This is a genomic window from Leptospira noumeaensis (assembly GCF_004770765.1).
In the GTDB taxonomy this organism is placed as follows: Bacteria; Spirochaetota; Leptospiria; order Leptospirales; family Leptospiraceae; genus Leptospira_A; species Leptospira_A noumeaensis.
Map to the genome: position 1 here is coordinate 752,092 of NZ_RQFK01000026.1, position 12,102 is coordinate 764,193.

The 12,102-nt window shown below is 35.8% G+C and carries 13 protein-coding genes; 4 read left to right on the top strand and 9 right to left on the bottom strand.

Annotated features, from left to right (window positions below; all coding sequences use genetic code 11):
• Window positions 1–69 precede the first annotated feature (69 nt).
• The gene (gene mtnP, locus EHQ24_RS11700) at window positions 70–933 is read left to right on the top strand and encodes an S-methyl-5'-thioadenosine phosphorylase (RefSeq protein ID WP_135601788.1); all 864 of its coding nucleotides are present in this window, start codon (window positions 70–72) and stop codon (window positions 931–933) included.
• Here mtnP and EHQ24_RS11705 read toward each other — a convergent pair.
• Both EHQ24_RS11705 and galK read right to left on the bottom strand, forming a co-directional pair.
• Window positions 930–1,322, bottom strand: a complete 393-nt coding sequence (locus EHQ24_RS11705; RefSeq protein WP_135601789.1) for an STAS domain-containing protein — start codon at window positions 1,320–1,322, stop codon at window positions 930–932. The two genes, mtnP and EHQ24_RS11705, sit on opposite strands and share 4 nt — an antisense overlap.
• Window positions 1,319–2,488: a galactokinase gene (galK, locus tag EHQ24_RS11710; RefSeq protein ID WP_135601790.1), complete on the bottom strand. Its 1,170-nt coding sequence runs from the start codon at window positions 2,486–2,488 to the stop codon at window positions 1,319–1,321. Before galK ends, EHQ24_RS11705 begins: the two co-directional genes overlap by 4 nt.
• 44 nt (window positions 2,489–2,532) lie before the next feature.
• Between galK and EHQ24_RS11715 the strand changes: the two genes are divergently transcribed.
• Window positions 2,533–3,876: a glucose-6-phosphate isomerase gene (locus EHQ24_RS11715; RefSeq protein WP_135601791.1), complete on the top strand. Its 1,344-nt coding sequence runs from the start codon at window positions 2,533–2,535 to the stop codon at window positions 3,874–3,876.
• On the opposite strand, the gene EHQ24_RS11720 is transcribed toward EHQ24_RS11715, so the two are convergent.
• From EHQ24_RS11720 to EHQ24_RS11735, 4 genes are read right to left on the bottom strand one after another with little or no spacing between them, the layout of a single operon-like run.
• Window positions 3,862–4,584, bottom strand: a complete 723-nt coding sequence (locus EHQ24_RS11720) for an NTP transferase domain-containing protein (protein ID WP_135601792.1) — start codon at window positions 4,582–4,584, stop codon at window positions 3,862–3,864. The two genes, EHQ24_RS11715 and EHQ24_RS11720, sit on opposite strands and share 15 nt — an antisense overlap.
• Window positions 4,581–5,564, bottom strand: coding sequence for a phosphotransferase (locus tag EHQ24_RS11725; protein ID WP_135601793.1), 984 nt, complete (start codon window positions 5,562–5,564; stop codon window positions 4,581–4,583). The genes EHQ24_RS11720 and EHQ24_RS11725 overlap by 4 nt, the downstream gene beginning before the upstream one ends.
• An 8-nt stretch (window positions 5,565–5,572) precedes the next feature.
• Window positions 5,573–7,084: a hybrid sensor histidine kinase/response regulator gene (locus EHQ24_RS11730; RefSeq protein WP_135601794.1), complete on the bottom strand. Its 1,512-nt coding sequence runs from the start codon at window positions 7,082–7,084 to the stop codon at window positions 5,573–5,575.
• A complete protein-coding gene (locus EHQ24_RS11735) occupies window positions 7,077–8,867 on the bottom strand; it encodes an ATP-binding protein (RefSeq protein WP_135601795.1) in 1,791 nt (596 codons plus the stop codon). The genes EHQ24_RS11730 and EHQ24_RS11735 overlap by 8 nt, the downstream gene beginning before the upstream one ends.
• 61 nt (window positions 8,868–8,928) lie before the next feature.
• Here EHQ24_RS11735 and EHQ24_RS11740 point away from each other — a divergent pair, with 61 nt between their 5' ends.
• Window positions 8,929–9,738: an alpha/beta fold hydrolase gene (locus EHQ24_RS11740; RefSeq protein ID WP_135601796.1), complete on the top strand. Its 810-nt coding sequence runs from the start codon at window positions 8,929–8,931 to the stop codon at window positions 9,736–9,738.
• On the opposite strand, the gene EHQ24_RS11745 is transcribed toward EHQ24_RS11740, so the two are convergent.
• Entirely contained in the window at window positions 9,739–9,972 is a 234-nt protein-coding gene (locus EHQ24_RS11745) for a ferredoxin (RefSeq protein WP_135601797.1), read from the bottom strand. It lies immediately after the preceding gene.
• A 49-nt stretch (window positions 9,973–10,021) separates the two neighbouring features.
• Between EHQ24_RS11745 and EHQ24_RS11750 the strand changes: the two genes are divergently transcribed.
• Window positions 10,022–10,387, top strand: a complete 366-nt coding sequence (locus tag EHQ24_RS11750) for a response regulator (protein WP_135587819.1) — start codon at window positions 10,022–10,024, stop codon at window positions 10,385–10,387.
• Between the two features lie 10 nt (window positions 10,388–10,397).
• Here the strand turns inward: EHQ24_RS11750 and EHQ24_RS11755 are convergent, their stop codons facing one another.
• Both EHQ24_RS11755 and EHQ24_RS11760 read right to left on the bottom strand, forming a co-directional pair.
• Entirely contained in the window at window positions 10,398–11,165 is a 768-nt protein-coding gene (locus EHQ24_RS11755; protein ID WP_135601798.1) for a TlyA family RNA methyltransferase, read from the bottom strand.
• The gene (locus EHQ24_RS11760; RefSeq protein ID WP_135601799.1) at window positions 11,146–12,069 is read right to left on the bottom strand and encodes a polyprenyl synthetase family protein; all 924 of its coding nucleotides are present in this window, start codon (window positions 12,067–12,069) and stop codon (window positions 11,146–11,148) included. Before EHQ24_RS11760 ends, EHQ24_RS11755 begins: the two co-directional genes overlap by 20 nt.
• Window positions 12,070–12,102 lie beyond the last annotated feature (33 nt).

Consider the following 12,102-nt stretch of genomic DNA (forward strand, 5'->3'; position numbering starts at 1 on the left):
AGTCTTCGAATGTAAAAAACGAATGCAACCAAAATCGTTATGGGAAAACTGCACTTTAAGAGGATTCATATGGCAAATGTAGTGAAAATCGGGGTCATTGGTGGAACTGGCCTATATTCAATTGATGGAATGGAAATTATCAAAGAAATCCATCCTGATACACCTTGGGGCAAACCATCGGACACGATCACCATTGGTCGTTTTAAAGGTAAAGAAATTGCATTTTTACCTAGACATGGAAAAGGGCATTCATTAAATCCAAGCGAAGTTCCGGCCCGAGCCAACATTGCCGCATTAAAACAGTTAGGCGTTGAAGAAATCATTGCATTTAGTTCTGTGGGAAGTTTACGCCAAGAAATTGCGCCTAGAGATTTTGTGATTCCTTCCCAAATCATTGATCGCACAAAAGCACGACCATCCACATTTTTTGAAAATGGAATGGTCGCACACGCACCTTTTGCTGATCCGTTTTCACCTGGACTTGGTAAAAAAGTAGAAGAAGCTGCAAAACAAATCGGCTTACCAATTCATTCCAACAAAACTTTGATTTGTATGGAAGGGCCATTATTCTCTACAAGAGCTGAATCTCATATGTATAGATCTTGGGGAGCCGACATCATCAACATGACTGTCCTTCCAGAAGCAAAACTAGCAAGAGAAGCTGAGATTCTTTACCAAATGGTTTGTATGTCAACCGACTACGATTGTTGGAAAGAAGATGAAGCCCATGTCACTTTAGAAATGGTTTTGGGTAATCTGAGCAAAAATGCGGAAACAGCTAAGAAGTTACTTTCGGCGCTGATTGAACTTTTAGGAAAGTCGGATGATACAAGTCTTGTGGGTAGTACAAAGTTTTCTTTAGTGACTTCACCAGAAAAAAGGAATCCAGAACAAATTGAAAAATTAAAATTCCTTTTTCCTACTTATTTCTAATTTGCCTGAACTGCCTGTTCCAATGTGGGAAAAATTTGGAGCAGGCTTTTTAGTTTTGTTAATTCTAAAACATACCTTACTTTTTCAGAGGGAGAAATGATGCGAATGTAACCGTGTTGTTTCATCAGTCTAGAATGGATTCCTAAACAAACACCAAGTCCAGAACTATCAATATAACTCACTTGTTCAAAGTTTAAAAAAATATGAGAGATTCCTTTGGAGATGAGTAATTCCAAATTTTCTTTCATCACTTGTGAATTGTATAAGTTGATTTCACCGGACAATTCAAAGTAAACAGCAGTTTCTGCGAGAGGCACAAATTTCTGTAGGAGGACTTCCATTTTAAAGTCTCCACTTTCAACTGTGTAATCACTCCAGTTTTCGATCATATATAGATTTCCTTTACTCCGTCTGAAATTTCAAACTTGTAGAAGTCTAACGCAAGGTTAAATTTTTGTTGATAACTTTTTTTTAAAACTTCATCGATTTCAGAAAAATGATCCTTCTTATCTAGTACGAGTACGCATCCTCCGAACCCACCACCGATCATTCTGGCACCAGTGACACCCAGGCTCTGTAAAGAATCAACAATGAAATCTGTTTCGGGACAAGACACTTCGAAATCTTTTGACAAAGACCAATGAGTTTGAAAAAGAGCAGAACCTACATCTAAAAAATTCCCTGATTCCAAACCATCGACGACTATTTTGGTTCTTTCTCGTTCAGAAGTGACATGATTCGTTCTTTTTCGTTCTTCCGTTGTTAGGTGACAGTCATTTAAATCATCTTCTGATAAATTGACTTCATAAAGTTGTGTAAAATTTGGATACTTTGTTTGTATTTTTAACAATGCAGACTCACATTCCGACCTTCGTTTGTTGTAAGCACTGTCTTTTAAACTATGTTTTACATTGGAGTTCACTAAATAAAATTCGTAATCCCCTAAATCGAAATGGTGGTATGAGTAATTTAGTGTATCCGTATTTAAAGAAATACAATCGTTCTTTTTGCCAACAGAAATGATGAATTGATCCATGATTCCACATTTGGTTCCAACAAAAAGATTTTCGGCCATCTGTCCTATGACCGCGACTTCTTCACGGGAAATAGGAAAGGAAAAAGTTTCTTTGATGGCAAATCCAGTCACAACTTCTAAAGCTGCTGAGGATGAAAGGCCTGATCCTTGGGGGATATTCCCATCCACAAGTAAATCAAATCCAGGAACCAAAAAACCTTTTTTCTCAATTTCAACAATCACACCAGCGATATAGTCTGCCCAGGCAGCATTTGGATTGGGTAAGAGAGGTTTTTGAAATTCTACTGTTTGATTGTAAGTGACTGAATGTAATTTGTAGATAGATGAATTGTTAGGGCGAAGATACACTTGCACTGCGAAATTGATTGCAGCGGGAAGTACGGTTCCCCCTAAATAATCTACATGTTCTCCAATTATATTAATTCTAGCAGGTGCTTGGAACAAACGAATTGGTTGTGTTGTTTTTCCAAATATTGATTCAAATCGATTCAAATTTTCTTTACTTATTAAAGAATCCACTTCATCTTCCTTTCGATGCCATACTTTATTTTGGGACAGGTGCTATGTCGAACCTAAAAATATCGGATCGTTTTGTGAAATCATTTCTTCCTGAAACTTTACTTCAGAAAGAATTAGAAAACGCCGAAAAAGCCCGCCAAACTCTCATTCAAAAAACAGGACTTGGAAATGAGTATTTGGGTTGGGTGGATCTTCCTGGCCAAACTAGTTCTGATGAATTACAAAAAATGAGACAGGCTGCAGAAACCATTCAAACTCATTCCCAATATTTGGTGGTTGTGGGAATTGGTGGAAGTTATTTAGGAGCTCGTGCTGTAATAGAAGCATTAACACCTGAATTTGGTGGTCATGAATCCCATAAAAAATCAGTAAAGATCATTTACGCAGGACATCATTTAGATGCGGATTATCATTCGCGGTTACTTGCGTTTTTGGAAAACAAAGAGTTTTCAGTCAATGTGATTTCCAAATCAGGTACAACTACGGAACCTGCCATCGCCTTTCGTCTGTTACTCTCTTTATTGGAAAGAAAATATGGAAAAGAAAATATCAAAAACCGTGTTTTTGCAACAACGGATAAACAGAAGGGAGCCCTCAAACAACTTGCTGATGAATACGGATTTCCAAGTTTCGTAATTCCCGATGATGTGGGCGGAAGGTATTCAGTATTTACAGCGGTTGGTTTATTACCGATTGCCGCTTCAGGATTCAGTATCAACAAACTGATAGATGGCGCAAAACAAATGGAAGCCGAATTAAAATCCAAATCGACTTCAGAAGGAAATGTTGCTGCCTTTTATGCGGCCATCCGAAATGCCTTATATACTAGCGGTAAAAAAATTGAAATTTTAGTAAGTTACACTCCAGCCTTGTCTTTTGTGTCTGAATGGTGGAAACAACTGTTTGGCGAAAGTGAAGGAAAAACTGGGAAAGGAATATTTCCAGCATCTGTCCAATTTACAACAGATTTACATTCCATGGGCCAATACATCCAAGATGGGGAACGTGTTATTATGGAAACAACCATCAAAGTGGAATCTCCCAAACAAGATGTTTACTTAACAGAAAAATCAGATGATCGTGATGGTCTCAATTATTTAGCAGGAAAAAAACTCTCGGATGTCAATGGAAGTGCAATGCTCGGAACTCTCATCGCTCATAAAGACGGAGGTGTTCCTTGTTTAGAAATTTCAATACCGGTGTTAAATGAAGAAACGATCGGCGGGCTTTTGTATTTTTTTGAATTTGCCTGTGGAATTTCTGGTTATATGTTAGGTGTAAATCCTTTTGACCAACCCGGTGTGGAAGATTACAAAAACAATATGTTTGCACTTCTTGGGAAAAAAGGCTATGAAAAACGAAAAGAAGAAATTCTAAGTCACCTTTGAATCATTCACAAAACTTACTATTTTAGTCAGTTCCTTTCCAAAAATATCTTTTTGCTTATAGGAATCCCAAAGTTCTTTTGTCCCTAAATCCAAAACTTTACCGGAGAATACTTCTCCGGTGATTTCACCGCGAGCCGCAGATTCTTTAAAGATATCAGAAAGATCGTAGTATTTGTTTTTTTCTAAATGGATAAGGCATTTGGGATCTAAAACTGCTAAACCAATATAATAATAAGAACCATTCCCAAATTCTAAACTTCCATTTTCTTTAATTTCAATCTTAGTGTAGTTTTGTTCTGCAGGTGCTGGTAATAAGTATAAATGGATTTTTATACCTTCCACCAAACTTTCTTTTGGTGAAAAATTGGATTCGGGAAAAAATAAGGTATCGGGATTGATTAGTAAAAGTGGTTTGTCAAAGGATTCAGCCGGCAGTCCGGTTCTAATCCCACCGGCTGTTCCCAAAATTTTATTTTTTTCTTCTAAAACGTTTATTGGGAAATGATTAAAGTTCTTAACGTGAAATTTAATTTGTTCACCTAAATAATGTGTGTTGATCCACACATTGGAAACTTTCCATTCATTTAATAAGTATAAGCTGTAATCCAAAAGTGTTATGTTTTGAATTTTTAATAATGGTTTTGGGCAATTTTCCGTAAGAGATCCCATTCGTTTTCCAAACCCAGCTGCCAAAACAAATGCGTTCATAAATTCCGAAAGTCCTTATGACGACTCAGTTCCTCTCGTAAACTTCGAACAAAAATATATAAGGAATCTGCAAACATTCCTAATTGGATGATTTCTTCTAACTGGTTCAAACAAGATATGATGGAAGGTTTGAATTTATCTTTTCCATGATCTGTAACCATTCGGAAATATGTTCCAAGTGCTTTAAAGGAACGTTGTAAAGCTTGGAGATAAAAAGTATCTTTAAATTTTTTTGACTGATCTATGTTTCTATCACGAAACGACTTTAACATTTGAGATCGGAATTCTCTTGGTAGAGGGTAATAAGCATCGTATAAAATAGAAGCCAAATCATATTGGGGGACACCCATTCGCGCATCTTGAAAATCAATCAACGCATATTCTGAATTAGGTGAAATTAGTAGGTTTCGGCAGTGAAAATCTCTATGAGTGAAAACATTTATAGGGTATTTGTCTAAATAACCAACAGTTTCTTCTATAAATGCTTTTCCTTCATTGCTGATTTGTGTTTTAATTTGAAACAACTTTCTAAAACTTTCATACTTTTCTATGGTGAGATTGGTCTCAAAACTTAGTTTTTCCGTATCAAATTTTCGATTTTTCACTAGCGGTGGTGGATCAAGAGTTTGGAGTTTAAGAATTAAATCGATAAGGATTGGAAATTTGTTTTTATAATCATTTAGTTTGTAAGAACTAAAATCATCTAGACCTTCGAAACTCATAAAAGTAAGACCAAATTCTCTTTTTACATCTAAAACTTTGGGAACATGAATTTGGTTTGAGTTAAGAAAATCGGAAATAGTGATAAAATCTTCGTTTACGTTTTCATCGACACACACTACTTCTTCAGAATTGTTAGAAAATGTTAGGCGAAAGTATCGTCTTGTCGAGGCTTCTTCTTGTAAGGGAACTATTTTACAATTTTTTCCATTACGAGAAAAAATAAAATCTAATTGGGTTTCATTTAATCCTGGATACACTTAAGTCACTATCTTTCTGAAACCTTTGGAAAAATAAAATGAAATTTAGATCCTTTACCAGAAGTTGATTCTATTTCTAACTGAATTTCAAAATTATCTACGATTTGTTTGACCACAAACATTCCGAGTCCGGTACCTTTCCCCAGTTCCTTTGTTGTAAAATAAGGTTCATAAATTTTATCTAAAGTTTCCTGGGACATTCCTTCCCCATCGTCGGTAATGATTAGATGAGCATTTTTTTGATCTAAGTAAGATACAATTTCAATGGTTCCAATATTATTGGTAGCATCAGCAGCATTCAGTAAGATGTTCGAAAGAAGTAACGCAAATTGATCCGAATTCATACGAATAGGAATTTCATTCTCTGATTCTTCTCTTTTGATGTGGCAGTATTTTAATTTTGCAGTTTCTTTAAATACCTGAAGTACCGATGTTATTTCTTTGTTTAAGTTTAAAGTTTTTGATTTTTCATTATTAGATTTTAAAGATTTTCCAAGTTGTAATAAATTGGAAGTAAGTGCTCTTAATTTTTCTGTTTGGTTGAGTGTTACTTTTAAAGCTCTATCTTTTAACATGATATCAGCTGTTTCTCGAGAAGCCATTTCCACAAAACCTTGGATTGCTGTGAGAGAATTATTGATTTCATGTCCAATACTTGCAGCAACAACTGATAAAAATGCCCTTCGTTCAGAATGAATGAGTTGTTCTACCATTTGTTTTTTTTGTGTAACATCACGAATCACACCAGTGTAATATCGATCACCATCTAAATTATAAGAACAAATGGCAATATCTGCTAAAAAAGTAGAATTGTCAGAACGTAACAAAGTAACATCAGATAGTTGGAGAGTAGATTTATTAACTTCTTCGCTGAGAACTTTGGAAACCTGGCTCATATACTTTTGCATTTTATTTTCAGTAAAAAGAATTTTAACTGATTGGCCAATTAAATCCAAAGGTGTGCCGAACCGAAACATATCAAAACTGGATTTGTTTGCCGAAACAACTATTAACTTAGAATCAATCGTAATGACCGCATCGGAAGTTGCATTTAGAATCGCAGCATTTTGTCTGTTTAAATCTAAGTTTTGAGTTCGGAGTGCCTTTTCTAATTTTTCCGATAACATTAATTTTTCTAAATCGAAATCTTTTTGATTTTTGACTTCGATTGCTCGTTTAACAACCGATAGAATTTGTGTTTTATCTACAGGTTTAGAAATATATTCAAAAGCATGATAACGAATGGCAGATTCTGCGCTGGATAAATTTGGGTTTCCGGTAACTAAAATTACTGGTAAGTTAATTTGTTTTTCTGCAATGAACTTTGTAAAATCGATACCTGACATTCCCGACATCAAAATATCTGAAATGACTACAGAGAATGTTTCTCCTGCGGATATTCTTTGAATTGCTTCTGTAGCGGATTCTGAAAGTTCGATTTGATATCCTTCGCGCGAGAGAACTCGTTTTAAGGCAATTCGAATGTCTTCTTCATCATCTATAATTAAAATTTTATCCATTATCATCCGTATGAGCAGGAAGGTAAATTTCTACCTTTGTCCCTGTTCCTTCCTTTGTTTTAATATAGATTTCTCCACCATGTTCAGCGATGATCTTTTTTGAAATCGAAAGTCCGAGTCCAGTTCCTTGTTTATTCCTTCTCGTTGTAAACAAAGGTAAAAAAACTTTTTCTAAAGTATCATCATCGATTCCTGGACCATTGTCCTCTACTGAAAAGACAACCCACTCTTTTTTTTGGTTTTTTATTAAATCGATACCCAATTCAATTTTTGGAAATTGCCTTACCTTATCCATTTCTGAAAGTGCATTGATTGAGTTTACCACACAATTGATTAATACTTGTTCAATTTCTTGCCAACGAACAAAAATTCCTGGTAAATTTGGTCCGGCATGCCTAGTAAAACTAATGTTTTTTTTTCGACAACTGACTTCTACTAGTTCGCTTGTTCTTACCAAAATATAATAAGGAGAAACAAAATCACGATTAGGACTCTCCATCCTTCCTAAATCAAGTAAAGCTTTTACTAAATCTCGAATGCGTAAATTGGCAGACTCGATTTTTTTTAAAATATTCCTTCGTTCGTTAGGATCGGATTCATCTACGGTAATCAAATCCTCCAAATACAAAAGTGCACTTTGGAGCGGATTGTTAATTTCATGCGCAAGGCCAGCGGCAATTTCTCCAATACTTGCAAATTTCATTGATTCGATCAGTTGACGATCCATCTGTTTTGCTTCAGTAATATCGGAAAATACCAACATTATCTTTTTATCATTGGGATCATATCGTCTAACTGGAATAAAGCGAATTTCAAAAGTCCGTTCTTCACCGAGAAGTAAATACTCGAATTCTGTAGTTTGGACATTTTGACTTTCAATTGCTAAATCCAAAACTTCTAATAATTTCTGTTTCATTTTTTCATCAAAAAAATGGAAAATATCTTCCCCAACTTCGAATGCAAATACTTGGAATAGTAAAAATTTAAAAATAGGAGCAATTTCTAAAATTTTTGCGTCTTGGTTAATGATCACAAAACCATTGTTCATGGTGGCAAAAAAGGTTCTTAATTTATCTTCTCCATATTTAAGAATTCTTTCGGCATTTTGTAACTCTGAAAGATCCAGAAGGAGAATTGTGATTTCATTTGGTTTATTTTGTTTAGTCGTAATGAAACTTTGTAATTGAAAACTTACCAATTTACCTCGCTGAGGTTGGAATTCAATCATCCGTTTTACATTATGTTTTAAGATTTCATTTTTAAAATTTTCAGATAAACAAAGTACATCGAAAGCATTGTAAGAATGAATTTTATCAGGTGATAGTTGAAAAAAATGGATCAAACGTGAATTTGCATAAATGATATTTCCGTTTAAGTCCGCTTGGAGGAATGGAATTTCAAGATGGTCAATGATCTCAGAATTTTCTTCTGCATACTCATGATTCCAGTTGATAGTTATGGAATATATTTCTGTGTTTGAATCAAAAAATTCTGTTAACGAGGAAAAATGAACAGAAACGGCAATCTTTTCTAAATTTTCATTTTTTAAGAACCATTTGTAATCACTTTTTGATTGAGGGTGTGTATGGATTTCAGAAATTAAAAGATCATAGTCATAAAAAAGATTTTGGATTTCCAAAGTTTTTTGATTCTTAAGTTCCAATCGTTCCTTTGTGTTTTCATCTACATAAAGAACTTGTTTTGATTTAAGATCGACGAAAACCAATCCATTCTGGGAATGGGAGAGTAGCTGCGATAGCCTTTCAATTTTTGAATTTAACATTATGATAAAATTTTTTTACCGAAGCTTATTTCGAAATTATCAGTCCCAGAGACGTAAATCAATGAAAAATATGGGGGGAAAACCCTGTTTCGTTGCTATGGGCGGACATAAAATTTTCTATTGGAAATTTGGAAATGGGTCAAAAAAGCCCATAGTTTTTTTCCACGGATTACTTGACGAAAGTTTCGGATTTCGTCGAGTCGTCAAAGAATTGTTAAACGATGGTCATCCACTTTATGTTTTTGATTTACCTGGTTATGGGAATAGCAAACTCCCACTCATTAAATACTTATATCAAATCGATGTTTGGGCAGATTTACTTCTCGAGTGTTTCGAAAAATTGGAGTTGGAAGAAATTTGTCTTGTTGGTCATTCCATGGGTGGCCTCACCTCTCAACATTTAGTTTTAAAAGATTCTCACAAAAGAGTCCAAAAACTGATCCTTCTAGCCCCTGGTGGAATTCCACATCCCGAACGTGAAAGGATGCGTAAAATTCTATTTCCTAAAACAGAAAAACAAGTGGTATTGTTACTTCGTTTTCTTTATGGAGAAGAATTTCCTGAACCCGGGTATTTATTTCGTCATACACTTGTTACTATTTGGAATGAAAAACCTAACGAATTCCTGCAAGAAAATACACTAAGGCGGGAAAATGAGATTTTTTTTGATTCAAAAATGAAGGGAATACAAATTCCTACTTTAATTTTGGCGGGTGCCGAGGATGAAATCACACCACCCTTTATGATGAAAAAAATGAAATCTTATATTAAAAAAAGCAAATTGGTTTGGATTCCCAAAGTTAGGCATGCAATCCATCTAGAGAAACCAGATGTAGTTGCGGAAAATATCCGAATATTCTATAATACTTAATTAATCACCATCATCGCCAATCGCATCTACAGGGCACATAGCCATTGCTGCTTTTGCCTGTTTTTCCTCGACCGGGGAGGTGGGCTGTTTTTTGAAGAAAATATGACTTTCGTCGTCACTATATTGTAATATGTCTGGGGCTTCTTTTATGCAGTCATTACAGGGAACACAGGTCTGATCGACATAGTATTTCCCTGGTACATTCTCGGGTTGTTTGCTACTTTTATCTGCCATAGAGTATTTTTACTTTTTAACAGACCCCCCCTTATAAAATAAAGCATATATGACGAAAAAGAACATCCTCATCGTAGAGGATGAACCCTTCCTTGGACTCAACATCAAACAGAAAATCGAATCTTTCGGTTTTCATGTGATTGCTGTTGTACCTTCTGGGGATGAGGCCTTCCAAATTGTTTCGGAGAAAGTTCCGGATCTAATTCTAATGGATATCAATTTGGAAGGTTCTTTGGATGGAATTGAAACCGCTGAATCTTTACGAGAGCAGTTTTCTGTTCCGGTTTTGTTTCTGACTGGTTTTTTGGATGAGACCGCAAAACACCGAATCAATCAAAATCCTTCTTATGCCTATTTGATGAAACCTTTCACCACCGACCAATTGAAAGAAGCGGTTTCAGGTTTTACCGCCTAAGACTTTTTTCCTAGCCTTTCCATTCCCATCGTATCAAAAATTCCCTGTTCCCATCAGCACCTTGGATGGGAGACTCCACTAGTCCTAAAAATTTTAGTTTTGAATCTAAATTTTTAATCTTACGCCAAACTGACCTTATCACATAACCAATATGATGCGAATCTTTTAGAACACCTTTATCTAATTTGGATGGATGAACTTCAAATTGGGGTTTGAATAAGGAGATCCCTTGCCAAATGGTTTTGGGACTCGATTGAAAAAGAGAAACGAGCGAACCAAAAACGGGAACAAGGGAAATAAAACTCAAATCCATGGTGATCCAAGTTTCCTCTGTTAAAGGTTCTAATTGGGGAAGGGTAAGGTCTTTTAAATGGGTTCGGTCAAACACTGTGACTTTTGGATCGTTGGCAATTTTTTGTGCCAATTGACCGTAGCCTACATCCACAGCGATGACTCGTAAGGCACCTTTCTCCAAAAGAACCTGGCAGAATCCTCCTGTGGACGAACCTAAATCAATACATGTTTTGTTTTGGACATTGGCTGTTGGAAAAGAATCAAAAGCCCCAAGAAGTTTATATGCACCCCGGGAAACATAGGTTTTGATTTTTTCTTTGGTGCGAACAGTATCTTTTGTAGAAATGATCGTTCCGACTTTGGAAATGACCACATCATTCACAAGTACAGACCCAGAAAGGATTAACGATTGTGCAAATTTTAAATCGATCGCATAACCCTCGCGAACGAGGTATTCATCCAGTCTAATTTTTTCTTTCGGCAATGTATTTTGGTAATCCTAAAAAGAATTCATTGTTTAGGGACGATATGTTGGCAACAAGGGAAATCGCTTTGGTGACAGATTCATCTCTGAATCTTTTGGTAGTTTCCATTCCATAAAGGCTAGGATAAGTTAATTTGCCAGCTTTGGCATCTTTTCCAGGAGTTTTCCCGAGATCTTCGAGGTTTCCTTCTACATCCAAAATATCATCGGTAATTTGGAATAATAATCCAATTTCCTTCGCATAACTGGAAATTATGGACTCTCTTTCTTTCCAATCGGGTCGGAGTCGATTTCCTAGTAGGAAGGATGCTTCAATGAGAGCTCCGGTCTTTTTTGTATGGATGGAAGAAAGTTTGGATTCCTTATCTGTGACGCTGGAATTTTTTTCTTCTTCGATGTCTTCCATTTGTCCCAGGATCATCCCATTCATTCCAGCCCCTTTATGTAGGATTTGGATGGAGTCTCGAATGGCTGCGGAGTCTGTGTTTTCAAATAAAGATAAAAGATAAAAACTCAAAGAGTTTAGTGTGTCACCCGCAAGGATGGCTGTGGCTTCATCAAATTGGATGTGGCAAGTAGGCATTCCGCGTCTTGTGTCATCATTGTCCATTGCTGGTAAATCATCATGGATGAGAGAATAGGTATGAATGCATTCTACAGCAAGGGCCGCTAAATAAACAGAGAGATGTTCATTTAAATTTGGTTTTGTTGGGATTTGGGAGGGATCAAAAAAAGAATTGAATACAAAAATTGGTCGGATTCTTTTCCCACCAGCTTTGAGACTATACAAACAAGCATCTGTTATGCGAGTGCGCGGTTGGAACAATTCTTCGGTATAAGATTCAAAAAAAGAATCAAAGAGTTGTTTGGAGTTTTTTAAAATATCAGAAAAGTGAATGGGCACGGGAAAAAGACCGGTTCTCTTTAAAGAACCGAT

Excerpts from the sequence above, each read along its gene's own strand:
- mtnP (WP_135601788.1), top strand. The coding sequence starts at position 70 with ATGGCAAATGTAGTGAAAATCGGGGTCATTGGTGGAACTGGCCTATAT.
- EHQ24_RS11705 (WP_135601789.1), bottom strand. The coding sequence starts at position 1,322 with ATGATCGAAAACTGGAGTGATTACACAGTTGAAAGTGGAGACTTTAAA.
- EHQ24_RS11715 (WP_135601791.1), top strand. The coding sequence starts at position 2,533 with ATGTCGAACCTAAAAATATCGGATCGTTTTGTGAAATCATTTCTTCCT.
- EHQ24_RS11720 (WP_135601792.1), bottom strand. The coding sequence starts at position 4,584 with ATGAACGCATTTGTTTTGGCAGCTGGGTTTGGAAAACGAATGGGATCT.
- EHQ24_RS11730 (WP_135601794.1), bottom strand. The coding sequence starts at position 7,084 with ATGGATAAAATTTTAATTATAGATGATGAAGAAGACATTCGAATTGCC.
- EHQ24_RS11735 (WP_135601795.1), bottom strand. The coding sequence starts at position 8,867 with ATGTTAAATTCAAAAATTGAAAGGCTATCGCAGCTACTCTCCCATTCC.
- EHQ24_RS11740 (WP_135601796.1), top strand. The coding sequence starts at position 8,929 with ATGAAAAATATGGGGGGAAAACCCTGTTTCGTTGCTATGGGCGGACAT.
- EHQ24_RS11745 (WP_135601797.1), bottom strand. The coding sequence starts at position 9,972 with ATGGCAGATAAAAGTAGCAAACAACCCGAGAATGTACCAGGGAAATAC.
- EHQ24_RS11750 (WP_135587819.1), top strand. The coding sequence starts at position 10,022 with ATGACGAAAAAGAACATCCTCATCGTAGAGGATGAACCCTTCCTTGGA.